The sequence below is a fragment of the Micromonospora sp. NPDC093277 genome, from assembly GCF_044765245.1.
Taxonomy (GTDB): domain Bacteria; phylum Actinomycetota; class Actinomycetes; order Mycobacteriales; family Micromonosporaceae; genus Micromonospora.
Map to the genome: position 1 here is coordinate 403,110 of NZ_JBIWJO010000006.1, position 14,948 is coordinate 418,057.

The window sequence follows — 14,948 nt, forward strand, 5'->3', positions numbered from 1 at the left end:
GTTCCGCGATCAGCGCACCCAGGTCGGTCTGCGCACCGCTTCACAGCGGACAAGCCTGACGCCGAGACCCGCTTTCCGTGTCTACAACCAGAGCCGTGCTGCGCGACCGGGGCTGGCACGGCGGGTTGTATATCCAGTATAGTACCGGACATGATATCGAGTGTGGTGACGTCATGAGTGTCCGGCACGCCCTGCTCGCGCTGCTCAACGAGGGCCCCAAATACGGGCTACAGCTCCGCGAGGAGTTCGAGGCGCGGACCGGTGAGGTGTGGCCGCTGAACGTCGGCCAGGTGTACACGACCCTGCAGCGGCTGGAGCGGGATGGCCTCATCGAGTCGGACGACGACGCGGAACCGGGGCCGCAGAAGGGTTTCCGGATCACCGCCGCCGGTGCGGACGAGCTGGCCGGCTGGCTGCGCACGCCGCCCGACCTCGCGTCCCCGCCACGCGACGAGCTGGTGATCAAGATCCTTATTGCGGTACGGCTGCCGGGGGTCGACGTGCACGAGGTCATCCAGGCCCATCGCCGCTACCTCGTGGAGCTCATGCAGCAGTGGACCAGGCTCAAGGACGAGGAGGGCGACCTCGACCTCAGCCTGGGCCTGGTCGTCGACGCCGAGCTGTACCGGCTGGACTCCGTCGTGCGATGGCTCGACACCGCGGACGGTCGGCTCAAGCGCGCCGCCCTGGAACCACCGGTACCGGCGAAGACGCCGACCGGGCCGCAGCTTCGACGCAGGGTGGGGATCCGTCGATGAGCGGGGTGCTGGAGATGCGCGTGGTGTCCAAGACGTACGTGGACGGCTCCGCCGAGGTGCACGCGCTGCGCGAGGTCGACTTCACCGTCGAGCCGGGCAAGATGGTCGCGGTGATGGGACCCAGCGGCTCGGGCAAGAGCACGCTGCTCACCATCGCGGGGGCGCTGGAGCTGCCGACCAGCGGTGAGGTGCTCGTCGCCGGCCAGCCGCTGGCGAAGCTGTCCCGTGACGAGCGGAGCCGGCTGCGGCGGCGGGCCATCGGGTACGTCTTCCAGGACTTCAACCTGCTGCCCGGGCTCACCGCCGCCGAGAACGTGGCGCTGCCGCTGGAGCTCGACGGGATGTCGGCCGGCAAGGCGCGCGTGGCCGGCCTGCGTGCCCTGGAGGAGTTGGGTCTCGCCGACCGCGCGTCCCGGTTCCCGGACCAACTGTCCGGCGGTGAGCGGCAACGGGTGGCGATCGCCCGGGCGGTGGTGGGAGACCGGCGGCTGCTGCTGGCCGACGAGCCGACCGGCGCGCTCGACTCGGCCAACGGCGAGGCCGTGATGCGGCTGATCCTGAACGCCTGCAAGCAGGGGGTGAGCGCGGTGGTGGTGACCCACGACGCGCAGTTGGCGTCGTGGGCCGACCGGGTCGTGTTCATCCGCGACGGGCGCATCGTCGACCGCACCGCGCCCCGGCTCGGGCCTGATTCCGTGCTGACCGAGGGGGCGAGCCGATGAGCGTCGCGGTCGAGGAGCCGCCGTTGGTGCTCGGCACCGGCCGTGGTGGCATGCCGGCTCGGCGGGCCGTGGCGCGCTGGGCCTGGCGGCTGTTCCGGCGGGAGTGGCGCCAGCAGGTGATCGTGCTGATCCTGCTGGTCCTCGCGGTGGCGGCCACCACGGTGGGGCTGGCCATCGGCGCGGCCGCACCGTCGGATGCTTGGCTGTTCGGCACCGCCGACAACCGGACGACGCTGGGCAGCGCCGGCCCGCAGATCGACGCCGATCTTGCGACGCTGCGCAGCTCGTTCGGCATCATCGACGTGATCGAGCATTCAAAGCGGATCCGGGTGCCAGGCTCCGCGAACGGTCTCGACCTGCGCGCACAGGACCCCAACGGCCCGTACGGCAAGCCGATCCTGCGCCTGGACAAGGGTCGGTGGCCGCAGGGTCCGGCCGAGGTCGCGATCACCCAGCGCGCCATGAAGACCTTCAACCTGCACCTGGGCGGGACCTGGGACGCGGGTGGCACCACCCGGACCGTGGTTGGCCTGGTCGAGAACCCGCTCAACCTCAACGATGCGTTCGCCCTCGTCGCGCCGGGTCAGATCGCCGACCCGCAGCAGGTCGAAGTGCTGCTCAAGGCGTCCCGGTCGGAGTACGTCTCGAAGCCGCGCCCCGACGGCATGACGAACCAGCGCCGCGCCGACGATCAGAACACGGCCGCGGTGATGGTGCTCGTCCTGGCCACGATCGGGTTGGTGTTCGTCGGCCTGATGGCGGTGGCTGGCTTTACCGTGATGGCCCAGCGGCGGCTGCGGGCGCTCGGCATGCTCGGTGCGATCGGTGCGAGTCACCGCCACATCCGGCTCGTCATGCTGGCCAACGGTCTGGTCATCGGCGGAGTCGGCGCCCTCACCGGCGCCGTGACGGGGGTCGCCGGATGGGCCGCCCTGGGTCCCCTGCTGGAGCCGGTGCTGGGCCACCGCATCGACCGGTTCAAGCTGCCCTGGACACCGCTGGGCCTGGCCGTCCTGCTGGCCGTGATCACCGCGGTCCTCGCCGCCTGGTGGCCGGCTCGGGCAGCCGCGCGCATCCCGGTCGTCGCCGCGCTGTCCGCCCGACCGGCGCCGCCGCGTCCGGCGCACCGGTTCGCCTTGCTGGGCACGCTGCTACTGGCGGGTGGCCTGACCTCGCTCTACCTGTCCAAGGGCACGAAACCGCCGTACATCGTGGGTGGCGTGCTGGCCACCGCGGTCGCCCTGCTGCTCCTGGCCCCGGTCGGCATCGCCGCCATCGGCCTGCTCGCCCGGCACGCGCCACTGGCGCCCCGGCTGGCGATGCGCGACCTGGCCCGCTACCGGGCGCGGTCCGGCTCGGCGCTTGCCGCGATCGCGTTGGCCGTCGGGATCGCCGCCACGGTCGTGCTGACCGCCGCTGTCTCGGCGGCGAAGGCGGCGGCCCCGACCGGCGGCAGTCTGCCCGCGGACCAGGTCATCGTCTGGCTTGACCCGGGGCGGACGTTCGGAACGGTACCGGTCCTCACCGCCCAGCAGGAGGCCGACGCCCGCAAGCAGGTCGACGCGATCGCGGCCCGGCTGGGTGCCACCTCGGTGCTGCCACTGGCCGGCGCGGTCGACCCGAACGGCCCGATCGACCGGGAGAACAACGGCCGACCACTCGTCAACCTGGGCATTCCTCGCCAGGACGGCGACCACACCGTGGACAACGGCGGGGGCTCGATCTCACTGTTCGTGGCCACGCCGGAACTGCTGGCCTACTACGGGATCGACCCGGCGAGCGTCAACGCCGACACCGACCTGCTCACCTCGCGGTCGAATCTCGACGGGTACAAGCCGTTCCCCGTCGCCCGGAACACCGCCTGGGCGCCGAAACTGCAGCACGTCACGCTGCCCGACTACGGGTCCCTGCCCAACGTGCTGATCACCACGCACGCCATGACGGCGTTGCACGTGTCGACGGTACCCGTCGGGTGGCTGGTCAAGGCGCCGAAGGCGATCACCGCGGCGCAACTCGACACGGCCCAGCAGACCGCGGTGGGCGCCGATCTGAGCATCGAGTCCCGGCCGACCGGTACCGATGCGCAACGAGTCGCGGACGACTTCACCGCCGCCGGCATCGCCGTCGCCCTCGGCGTGCTAGCGATGACCGTCGGGCTCATCCGCAGCGAGACGAGCCGGGACCTGCGCACGCTGACCGCGGCCGGGGCTCCGCGGCGCACCAGGCGGGCGCTCACGGCGTCCACCGCGGGCGCGCTGTCGCTCACCGGCGCGGTCATCGGTACCGGCTGCGCGTACATCGCGCTGCTGGTCTGGTACCACCGGGAGTTGCACTGGCTGGCCCACCCGCCGCTGGTGAACCTGGCCGCGATCCTGGTCGGGCTGCCGATCGTCGCGTACCTCGGCGGCTGGCTGCTCGCCGGCAAAGAAATGCCGGCAATCGCCCGCCAGGCGCTCGACTGACACACCGCCGCTGCGTCACCCACGCGGGTGGCGCAGCGGCACGCTGAGCCGTTCTCCGATCGTCGGGTCGCGTCCGAGCGGCGGCGGAGCAGCAATGCGCCGTCGCGACCCGGCATGAATACGCGCCGATCCGGCGGAGAGGAGCCGACCGGGAGCGGCTTCATCCGCAAGTATCAACGCTGACCTGACCTGGGCCGCAACGGTGGAGCGACGGCCCGGATGCCGATTGCCGGCATCAGCCTCGTGCGGCCCTTCCAAGGCCCAGGAACCACGGGCAGTACCGTCCCGAGTGGCACCCGCAGGACTGAACGGGCGCCCCCGCGGCAGCTGTCCTGATCCTCCGATCAGGAAGATCCATCGATTCCGCCAACTCAACCTGGACGATCCACGCCCCAACCGTCCAAGGCAACATGGCGAGCAGCAGGTCGTTGAGAAGAAGCCGCGCCATCTCCATCCGGACGGGACAGAGGTGTGCTGGCTGTTCCCATGCCGTCGAACGGCCGGCGCGCGCACCGGCCGGATGGACCGGCCGGGCACTGTGACACCAGACGATCGTTGCACATGCGCCGAGCAGCGACCCAGCCCAATGTGGAGTTTCCGTCAGCAATCCGGCCGTCACCGCACCCGTCCGGTGGTTCAAACCTTTCGGAGAGCGTGCCGACGAGGCAGGATGATCCGGCATGAGAGCACTGCGTCGTACCCTGGCCGCGATCGTCGCGACGACGTTCGCGCTGCTGGCGACATCCGCCCCCGCGGCCGCCATCACCGGCGGCGAACCCGACGGCAACCGCCACCCCAACGTGGGCCTGATCCTGTTCTACGACGAGACCGGCCGCTACCGTTGCTCGGCCACGCTCGTCTCGCCGACCATCGTCCTCACCGCCGCGCACTGCACCCAGGGGACCCTCGGCAAGACCCTGGTCACCTTCGACTCGGTCATCGCCGAGGCGCCGCCGAGCCCGTTCCCGGTGGCGACGAACCCCGGCGCCGGCTACACGGCGCAGGAACTCGCCGCGGCGGGTTACCTGTCCGGCACGGCGTACACCCACCCGCAGTACTCGGACTTCACCGACCTGAAGAACTGGAACGACGTCGGCGTGGTCGTGCTGGACAAGCCGGTGACGGGCATCGCGCCCGCGACCGTGGCGCCCAGCGGCTACCTCGACCAATTCGCGCAGCCGAAGCTCAACAAGACCATCTTCGAGGTGGTCGGGTACGGCACCGAGGTCCGCAAGCCGGATTCGGGCCCGCAGAAGCCGGAGCCCATGAGCTACCCGCTGCTGCGCCGCTACACCACCTCCCCGGGGCAGAAGCTCACCCCGCAGATCCTGCAGATGAACGGCAACCCGAACGACGTCCACGGCGGCGGTGGCACCTGCTTCGGTGACTCGGGCGGCCCGTCCTTCCTCAACGGCTACCTGGTCACGGTCACCAGCTACGGCTACACGGACAACTGCCGCTACCTCGGCGGCTACCAGCGGGTCGACATCCCGGTGGTCCAGAACTGGCTCGCCACCGTCCGGTAATCCGCCGTCCCGGCGGGTGCCTCGCTCCGGAGGCACCCGCCGGCGGTCAGTCCCGGCCGGCCGCGCGGCCGATCGCCGCCTCCACCCCGCCGATCCGATCGGCGAGCAGACCCAGCGCGCCCACCGCGCGATCCAGCGGGTCGTCCGAGGTGCCACCGAGCGCCCGGGCCCGTTGGAAACCCGACTTCACCTCGGCCCAGCGACGGGCCTGCTCCGGCGTCAGCCGGCCCCGCAGCTCGGCGAGCTTGAGCAGGTTGGCCTCCGCACCGGCGGCCAGGGTCTGCGCCTCGCCCAGGTAGTGGTCGTCGACGACCGCCTCCAGTTCCTCGTCGGTGAGCACCGGGACGATCCGCTCGGCCAGCTTGTTCATGTTCCGGTACGAGCCCTGGAGCTGGAACGGCGGCTCGGTGCGGGAGTCGTCCGACTGGCCCGCCGAGGCGATGTACGCCTGGTTGTTGGCGAGCACCACCTGCTGCACCCGCAGCAGCTTGCGCAGCACCGCGACGATCTGCTCCAGTTCCACCGGCGCGTACGGGTGGGCGAGCTGATCCGCCCGGACCGTGTCGTCGCCCCGTGCCATCCGGACCAGCAGCTCGACGTCGCCGCGCTCCCGCCCGGCCAGCGGCGCCAGCACCGGATTCGAGGTGAGCGCGTTCTCGAGGTAGCTGAGCGCGAACACCTCCTCCCGCCCGGAGAGCACGTCGCCAAGGTTCCACACGTCGGCCCGGTTGGCCAGCATGTCGGGCACCCGGAACCGCCGCCCCGACTCGGTGTAGGGGTTGCCGGCCATGCACACCGCGAACCGCTTCCCGCGCAGGTCGTACGTGCGGGTCCGGCCCGCCCAGACTCCCTCCATCCGGCGCTGCCCGTCGCAGAGCGGGATGAACTTCTGCAGCAGCTCCGGGGAGGTGTGCTGGATGTCGTCGAGGTAGAGCAGGACGTTGTTGCCCAGCTCCAGCGCGAAGGAGATCTTCTCCACCTCCTGGCGGGCGGTCGCGTCGGGAGCCTGCGCCGGGTCGAGTGAGGTGACCGCCGCGCCCAGGGCGGGCCCGTCGACCTTGACGAAGACCAGGCCGAGCCGGCTGGCCACGTACTCCATCAGGGTGGTCTTGCCGTAGCCGGGCGGGGAGATCAGCAGCAGCAGGCCGGACTGGTCCACCCGCTTGGCGTCGCCCGTCGCGCCGAGCTGCCGGGCCAGGCTGTCGCCGATCAGTGGCAGGTAGACCTCGTCGAGCAGGCGGTTGCGGACGAAGCTGCTCATCACCGTCGGCCGGTACTCCGCCAACCGCAGCCGCTCCCGCTCGGCGGCCACCAGCGCGTTGCGCCGGCGCTGGTAGTCCCGGTACGCCGGCACCCGCTCGGTGCGGAACCGGCGGGTGCGGGCCAGCGTCTCGTCCACCCGAAGCGTGATCGCCGACTGGTCGATCCGCGGGTGCGCGCCGAGCAGCCCGCCGACCGTCTCCGACACGACTGCAGTCGCCTCGTGCCGCGGCAGTTCCGCGCCGCACAGCTCGACGGCGACCGCCTCCGGCAGGTCGTACCCGGAGAGCGAGCCGTCGTCGGTGGCGAGGAACGCGGTCAGCCACGCCTCGACGAGCTGGTGCCGGCTCGCCAGGTCGCCGTCGAGCGCCCGCAGGTCGTCGTCGAACTCCCGCGCCGAGGGCGACCCGGGGCCGCCGAGGGCGCGCCGGAACCGGTCGAGCAGGGCAGCCGCGCCGGCCCCGGTGCCGAAGGCGACGGGCCGCCGTGACAGCTCCTCGAAGAGGTACTCCCCCGCCAGGTCGGCCTCCCCGGCCGGCCCGGTCAGCCCGGCGTCGCGCAGGAACCGGCCGATCTCGGCGGCCAGTTCGGCGCGCAGCCGGTCGATCGCGTCATCGGCCCGCTGCGGTCCCGCCCCGGCGACCTCGCCGGCCTCGGTGTCGACGTCGGGCGGCGACGGCGGGTGGGCCGGGCGGCCGAACCGTTGCCTCGACCGGGCCAGCGAGGCGGCCCGGGCCGTCCACGAGCGTCGGGCCGGCTCGGTGGCGCCGAACCGCCAGAAGAGCTGCGCCGTGGCGCGGGCAGCCGGTGGGTAACGCAGGAGCCCCGCTCCGGCGTGCAGGCGCAGCAGCGCCAGCAGGATCTCGGCCGCGTCGTGATCGTGTACGCCGCCCTCGTAGCCCTCGTCGTAGCGGGCCTCGGCGTGCCGGCGGACCAACTTCCGCAGCTCGTCCACTTCGGCCGCCGCCGCGTGCAGCCCGTCCAGGGTGAGCCCGTCGCGGCCCGCCTCGGCGTCGGCCAGGATCGAGGTGGCCAGGTATTCCCCGCGGTAGACCTGCGGTGACTCCGAGACCAGCAGCTGGTCCCAGAACCGGTGGGTGCGCTGGAACTCCTCGTCCCGGATCGGGGCACGGTAGTCGGTGCCCGTCACCGCCACCGCCAACCGCCCGTCCTGCGGGACCACGGTCACGTCGATCGGCTGGGTGTTGACCGCGAACCGGTGCCGGCCCAACCGGATCGTCTCGCCGCCGTCGGCGTACAGGTCGAGTCGGTCGCGCAGCCCGCGGGCGGCCTCCTGCCGGGTGGCGCGGATCCGCCCGTCCAGCTCCTCGGCCCGGACCTGTTCGCCGAGCGTACGCAGCTCGTCGACGACCGCACGCAGCTTGCCCACCATCGGGTCGGCGGCGAAGTACGTGTTGATCTCGTCGAGCGATCCCAGGGTGGCGGTCCGGCTCCGCACGCTGACCAGGATGCGGTCCGCCGACGAGGCCAACCGGTCGGCGCGGCGGGCCCGCTCGTCGAGCAGCGCCTGCTTGCGTGACGAGAACGCCTCGTAGATCTCGGCCCGGCGGGTGGTCAGCTCGGCGAGGAAGTCGTCGAACTCGCCGAACCGGGATTCCAGGTCCTCCACCCGCAGCAGCAGCCGGCCCAACTGCTCGTCGCAGCGCTCGGCGGTGTCCGCCGCCGCCAGCGACCCGGTCACCGCCTGGCCGAGCAGCGCGAACTCGGCGGCGAAGCCCGCCCTGCCCTCGGCCTGCAGCAGCTCGCGGCGGCGGTTGTCCAGCACGGCCCGGGCCCGGTTCACCCCGCCGAGCACCTCACCGACGCGGGCCAGGATGCCGGTACGCACGGTCGCGTCGGCGATGTCCAGCCCGCCCACCACCTCGGTGATGGTCTGCAGGCCCTCGGCGCGTCCGGTGAGCGCGTCCCGGACCGTCTCGGACTCGGCCACCGTGCCGATCGCGGCGGCCTGCCCGGCGAGCCGGTCCACCTCGTGCTGGTAGCCGGCGAACGCGTCGTCCCGGCGCAGGAACTCCACCGCCCGGCGCCCGGCGGCGGCCAGTTCCTCGTCGAGCCGCGCGGCCAGCTCGTCGACCCGCTCATGGTCGACGTACCGCATCTCCCGCAGGGTCTCCAGGCGACCACGCGCCTGCCGCAACCCGCCCAACTGCGTCACCCAGTCGTCCGCGGTCAGCGGTGCCTCGCCGCGGGCACGACGGGCCAGCGAGGCGATCCGGGCGGCGCTGTCGTCCAGCGCGTCGCGCGCCTGTTCGGTCAGCGCCCGGACCTTCTCGTACTCGTCGAGGACCGTGGCCGCGGTGCGGCGCAGCTCGGCCAGCGGGGCCAGCAGGTCGCCGAGGTCGGCGTCGTCGAGCCAGTGGTAGTGGTCCACCGCCCGGGCGCAGGCGGCGATCAGCGCCTCGTACACCCCGGCCGACGGGGCGGTGCCGTCGACCATCCGGGCCACCGAGAGGCAGTCGGAGATGCCCCGGACGAGATCGGCGTTGCCGACCCGTTCCAGCGGCCCGGTCCCGGCCGGCTGCGCGGCGGCGTACGCGTCGGAGACGTACGGGGTCTGCCAGACCTGCATCGGGTGGACCCGGGTCGGCTCCTCGGAGGTGCCCCGGAACACCACCAGCGTGCCGTCGTCGAACAGCGAGAAGCCGTGGCACGGGATCGGTGCGGCCACCTCCTTGCGGATGGCGTTGTACGGCAACAGCAGGGAGCGTCCCTCGGCCCGGGCGTGGAAGACGTAGAGGACGTCCTCCCCGTTGGGCGAGCGGATGACCCGCTCGAACTCCAGTCCGGAGACGGCGGTGTCGAAGGTACGGGTGACCCCGGTGGCCAGGTGGTAGCCGCCGGCGAAGATGATCCCGTGGTCCTCGGGCAGCCGCTGGCAGGCCGGCCCGATCCCGTCGAGCCGGACCACCGTGCGGGTCAGCGTGTTGAAGACCAGGTGTCGCCACTCGGTTTCCTTGTACGGCCGCATCCGGAGCAGGATCAGCGGGCCGACCCGCGCCCAGTCGATGTCGGCGTCGGCGAGGCTCTGCAACGGCTCGTCCACCGGCTCGCTGTAGATGCCCTCGCCGGTCTCGGTGTTGTTCTCCACCTTGACCGTCAGGGTGCCGCCGATCGTCTCGACGAAGATCTCGTTCTGGATGGAGATGTGCGGGTACCGGCCCGGGACGTGGTCGTCCCGGGTGGTCTCGACCCACTCGAAGTCGTGCGTCGGCGGGAAGACGTGCTCCCGCTCGCCCCGGTTGTCGAGGTACTCGACGCCGCCGTCCGTGTCGACCCGCCAGCGCAGCACCCGGATGTCGTCGGTCTGCGGGCCGGTCTGGAAGACCGCCAGCAGCCGCCCGTCGAGGCGGCGCAGCTGCAACAGGCGGGTCTGCCGGTAGTAGCGGTACAACTCGCCGAAGTCGCGCAGGAACCCTGGATCGCGCAGCAGCCCGGGCCGCTCGTCCGGGCCGGCGGCGTCGAACCGGAACACAGCTCCGTCGGTGCCGGATTCCCTCGTGAAGCGGTGCAGCGAGAAGACGTCGTCGACCGTCGTCTCCGGCTTGAGACCGATGAAAACGTTGTAGCCGAGGAGCATCAGCCCGCCGACCGAGACGACGTCCCGCGACACACAGTTGTGCTCGGTCCGGATCCGCTCGGTGCTGAGCAGGCGCAGCTCGGCACTGCCGAAGACCTCCAGCCGCCGGGCGTTCAACGCCTCCGCCCGCCGGATCAGCTCGGCGGCCTGCCCGCTCAGCCGGTTCCGCAGCACCTCGTAGCTGCCGGCGTCCAGCCCCACCCCCGCCACCCCGGCCCCGGCGCGGGCGGCGCCGGGGCCGGTCACCGGCTCACTCACCGGCGCGCTGCCGCGGGCCGGCCAGGGCGGCCACCGGCGTGTCCGCCACGCCGAGGCGCTGCGCGGCCTTCAAGAGCTCCTGCAGCTTGCCCTGGTCGGTGCCGCCGGCACGCATCTGTTGCAGGAGGAACGCCGAGAGGGTGAGGTTCTGCACGTCGCCGGTGTTCAGCGAGCTGAGCATCCGGGTCAGGTCGTCGGTGAAGCTGGCGCTGCCGTCCCGCCACGGCCGCGTGAGGTCCTGTGCCACGTCGGAATGATTGACGAAGCCGTCCACGCTCTTGCCGAACGAGATCGAGTTGAGCAGCCGGTCGAAGAAGACGCTGTCCCCACCGACGATGTCGATGTTCGCCTGCTCCAGGCCGGTCGAGACCAGCTTCGCCTGTGCCTCGGCGACCTGCCGCTGGGCGTCCAGCCCGGCGAGGCGTACCTCCTTCTCCAGTTCGAGCCGGAGCCGGTACTCCTCGTGCCCGCGCGTGGCGTCGTCCAGCGCGGCCATCGCGGCGGCCTTGTCGGTGAGCCCCTCGGCCTCGCCCTTCAGCTTCTCGCGTACCGCGTCGGCGGCGGTCAGCGCCTTCTCGCGCTCGACGGCGGCCTCCGCGCGGCCGACCTTCTCGATCGCCTCGGCGCTGCGTTCGCGGACCTGCACCTCGGCCAGCCCGGCGGCAGCGGCCTCGGCCTGGTGTCCTTCGGCCAGGCGGATCTTCGCGCGGGCATCCAGCTCGGCGGCCTGCTGCCGCGCCTCGGCGAGCACCAGCTCCTCGCGGGCCTTGAACTTGGCGGCCGCCTCACCGGCCTCCGCCGCCTTGATGTCCTTGACCAGGTTCTCCTGGGCCTCGGCCTCGGCCTGGATCACCACCGCCTGGCGGGTGCGCTCGGCCTCCTCGACCACCCGCAGGCGCTTGATGTTCTCCTCCTGCTCGGCGACGGTCTTCTCCACCGCGATCCGCTCGCGGATCACCTCGGCCATCGTCCGCTTCTCCGCCTCGACCTCTTTGTCCTTGGAGATCGTGCTCAGCTCCGTCTCCCGCTGCCGGCTGATCACCTCCAGCATGCGGTCCTTCTCGATCCGCTCGGTCTCGATCGCGATGACCCGCTCCCGGTTCTTCTCCGCGACCGCGACCTCCCGGGCCCGGTTCTCCTGCTGGACGCCCAACTGCTCGTCGGTACGGATGTTCGCCGTCTCGGCCCGCAGCCGCTCCTCCGCCCGGACCCGGGTGACCTCCGCCTCCTCGCGGGCCCGCACCGTCTCGATCTCCCGGCGCTGCTTCGCCTCGGCGTCCGCCTGGCGCCGCTCCAGCTCCAGGATCGCCTCCCGCGCCTCGACGTTCTGGCGGGTTATCTCCTTCTCCTCGCCGCGCCGGAACTCGTTGGTCCGGACGTGCTCGATCGCGGTCAGCTCAGTGATCTTGCGAATGCCCTGGGCGTCGAGGATGTTCGCCGCGTCCAACTGGGACATCGGCGTCTGCTCCAGGAAATCGATCGCCGCGTCCTCCAGGCTGTAGCCGTTGAGGTCGGTGCCGATCACCCGGATGATCTGGTCCCGGAACTCGTCGCGCTTGGTGTACAGGTCGACGAAGTCGAGTTGCTTGCCCACCGTCTTCAGCGCCTCGGAGAACTTGGCGTTGAACAACTCCTGCAGCGTCTCCCGGTCGCTGGCCCGGGCGGTCCCGATCGCCTGGGCCACCTTGACCACGTCCTCGATGGTCTTGTTGACCCGCACGAAGAAGGTGATCCGGATGTCGGCCCGGATGTTGTCGCGGCAGATCAGACCCTCGTGGCCGGTCCGTTCGATCTCGATCGTCTTGACCGAGATATCCATGATCTCGGCCTTGTGCAGGACGGGAAGCACGACCGCGCCGGTGAACGTGACGTCGACCCGGCGGACCTTCGACACGATCAGCGCCTTGCCCTGATCGACCTTCCGGAACAACCGGCTGATCAGGAAGACCACGCCCAGGGCGACGAGGAGGAGGACGGCGAGCAGCACGCCGATCCCGGTGGCGATGACATCCATGGTTGAGCGCGCGGGGTTGATCCGCCCGGTACGAGCGGACCGATACCGCGCATCCTCCTTTCAACAGGGCGGGGCAGGGTGGGACGAGCTGGGTGGCCGAGGGGTGTCCGTCCGGTCCGGACCGGAGTGATCCGGATCGGACGGACGGTCACCGGCGGCGGTTACCTCGGTGCGTGCCGGGAATGGTCGGGGTCGAGGGCGAAGTCGCCGGGCGTCACCCAGAAGAACTCGCCCTCGACGTCGTAGTCGTAGATGAGCGCCGGACTGCCGGCGTGCAGCGGCTCGGCACCGGTCTGGCGCACCTGCACGGTCGCGGCGGATCCGTCGGCCGCGGCCACCTCCGCCTGGCCGAAGTCGGCGGTCACCCGGCCGGTACGAATGGTGCAGAGGCTGCCGACGAAGGCGTGCCGGCTGGACTCCGTACCGGCCTGGAAGAGGCGACCCAGGGGCACCGCGGCCAGGCGGGTCACCAGCCAGGCTGCGAGCGCGGCCACCAGCAACACCCCGACCGACACCGCGATCCGGGCCGCCGCGCCGAAGCCGAGCCCGTCGAGCAGCGCGCTGCCCGCCAGGCTGACGAACCAGGCCACCGCGACGAGCAGCGAGAACCCGATGGCGCTGGGCAGGCCGCCGAGCCCGAGACCGGCGAGGATGCCACCGGGCACCCCGTCGACGTCGAGGTCGTCCCCGAGATCCAGCACGCCGGTCAACACCAGGAGCCAGTAACCGACCACGACCAGCAGCAGGAAGCTGAAGAGCACGGTGGGGAAGCTGAGCGCCGCACCGAGAAAGCTGACCACCGCGCCCCCTCCGTATCCGGCGGATCGCACGCCCGCCGGCATCATGATCGTGACACGAGGTGTCAACGAGGGGGTGCCGCCGTTACGACGGCGCTGTCTCCTGGCCACGGGCCGCCGAGGCACCGCCGGCCAGCTCCAGGACGAGGTCGGCGGCCCGGCCTGCCCCACCCGCCTGCCGGAGCCGTTCGCCCCAGTGGCGGCTGCGCCGGGCGAAGGTGTCGTCGGAGAGCAGGCGGCGCAGCTTGGCGGTGATCTCGTCCGCTGCGAAATGCGGCGGCCGGTCGACGGCGAGCCCGACGCCGGCGTCCACGCCCCGTGCGGCAAGGTCGTAACAGTCCAACCACAACGGCATCGCGAACAGCGGCTTGCCGAAGTAGATGCCCTCGTGGAAGCCGTTCGCGCCGCCGTGGGTGACGAAGACCCGCACGTGCGGGTGTGCCAGCACCTCGGACTGGGACGGCAGCCAATCCTCCAGCCGGATGTGCGCGGGTAGCGGGCCGGGCAGCAGCGCCCGCTGCGCCGCCGGCAGCTTCCACAGCACGTGGTGTCGCGGGCCGAGATCCGCCAGCGCGGTGGCGAGCGCGGCCACCTGGTCGCGGGAGAGGACCGCGAGGGTGCCCAGGCCGACGTAGACCACCGAGGGGTGCTCGTCGAGCCACCTCGACAGGTCGCTGCCGGTGGTCGCGGCCGGCGCCTCGCGCTCGACCGCCGTCCCCAGCATGTGCAGATGCTTCGGCGCGGGGAACGGGTACTCGATGCCGAAGACCGAGTATCCGAAGACGGCCGCCGCCGCGGCGCTGTACCGCTCCAGGTCACCGAACGGGTTGGCGATGCCCAGCGACCGGCGGTACCACGCCGAGCCGAGCAGGTTGGTGCGGGTGAGCAGGGCGAGGTGGAGCCGGATCCGGAACGCCACGTTCGCCGCCAGCCGCGCCGGGCCCATCCGCCGCGGCAGGCCGGAGGTGGGCGTGGGGTAGCTCCACGGCAGGCGGCGCAGGTACAGCATGCTGACCGGGAACGGGACGCTGAGCACGAACGGCACCCGCCGGGTCATCGCCGCGTCGAGGGCTGGCAGGTGCAGCGCGTCGATCACCATCAGCCCCGGATCGAGCTTGTCGATCAGGTCAAGCAGCCACGGGTACTGCTCGCCGGTGACGGACGGGTGTTGGAGCAGCCGGGTCGCCGCGACGAAGCCGTCCGTGGTCCGCGGCCCCCTCGTCATCGCCGCGTAGACGGACTCGTCCGGGGTGTAGTAGGTGGGACCGGAAGAGACGAAGCCGACCGGGCTCGGCCCGGGAATCCGTTCCACCCGCCCCCTGGCCGCCTCCTCGGACGCGAACCACAGATCCGGTACGCCCCGATGGGACAGCTCCCCGGCGATGGCCAGCAGCGGGCTCATTTGGCCCGGCTGGGCAGGACTGGCGAAAAGGATGGATTTTTCGGATCCCAACGTGTTCTCCCCGTGACGTCTGGCTTTCACGATCGCAGACATCAGCTGGAGAGACTCTGGACAGCCTCCATGTGACCGGCGCCACGGTCGGTGGTCCTAC

The 14,948-nt window shown here is 71.6% G+C and carries 8 protein-coding genes; 4 read left to right on the forward strand and 4 right to left on the reverse strand.

What is annotated here, in order from left to right:
• Positions 1–173 precede the first annotated feature (173 nt).
• From ACIRG9_RS16275 to ACIRG9_RS16290, 4 genes are all read left to right on the forward strand, one after another.
• Positions 174–758: a PadR family transcriptional regulator gene (locus ACIRG9_RS16275; RefSeq protein WP_402855887.1), complete on the forward strand. Its 585-nt coding sequence runs from the start codon at positions 174–176 to the stop codon at positions 756–758.
• Entirely contained in the window at positions 755–1,480 is a 726-nt protein-coding gene (locus ACIRG9_RS16280; RefSeq protein WP_402855890.1) for an ABC transporter ATP-binding protein, read from the forward strand. The genes ACIRG9_RS16275 and ACIRG9_RS16280 overlap by 4 nt, the downstream gene beginning before the upstream one ends.
• Positions 1,477–3,942 (forward strand): FtsX-like permease family protein, encoded by a 2,466-nt coding sequence (locus ACIRG9_RS16285; protein ID WP_402855892.1) that lies wholly within the window; start codon positions 1,477–1,479, stop codon positions 3,940–3,942. The genes ACIRG9_RS16280 and ACIRG9_RS16285 overlap by 4 nt, the downstream gene beginning before the upstream one ends.
• 680 nt (positions 3,943–4,622) lie before the next feature.
• The gene (locus ACIRG9_RS16290) at positions 4,623–5,468 is read left to right on the forward strand and encodes a S1 family peptidase (protein WP_402855895.1); all 846 of its coding nucleotides are present in this window, start codon (positions 4,623–4,625) and stop codon (positions 5,466–5,468) included.
• 46 nt (positions 5,469–5,514) lie between these two features.
• On the opposite strand, the gene ACIRG9_RS16295 is transcribed toward ACIRG9_RS16290, so the two are convergent.
• The 4 genes from ACIRG9_RS16295 to ACIRG9_RS16310 form a co-directional block, all read right to left on the reverse strand.
• Positions 5,515–10,584, reverse strand: a complete 5,070-nt coding sequence (locus ACIRG9_RS16295) for a DNA repair ATPase (protein WP_402855898.1) — start codon at positions 10,582–10,584, stop codon at positions 5,515–5,517.
• Positions 10,577–12,598 (reverse strand): flotillin family protein, encoded by a 2,022-nt coding sequence (locus ACIRG9_RS16300; RefSeq protein ID WP_402855901.1) that lies wholly within the window; start codon positions 12,596–12,598, stop codon positions 10,577–10,579. Before ACIRG9_RS16300 ends, ACIRG9_RS16295 begins: the two co-directional genes overlap by 8 nt.
• A gap of 161 nt (positions 12,599–12,759) precedes the next feature.
• Complete coding sequence (locus ACIRG9_RS16305) at positions 12,760–13,398, reverse strand: hypothetical protein (protein WP_402855904.1); 639 nt, start codon at positions 13,396–13,398, stop codon at positions 12,760–12,762.
• A gap of 82 nt (positions 13,399–13,480) precedes the next feature.
• Positions 13,481–14,797 carry a glycosyltransferase gene (locus ACIRG9_RS16310; protein ID WP_402855907.1) on the reverse strand — a complete coding sequence of 439 codons (1,317 nt, stop codon included), beginning with the start codon at positions 14,795–14,797 and terminating at the stop codon, positions 13,481–13,483.
• Positions 14,798–14,948: the final 151 nt, after the last annotated feature.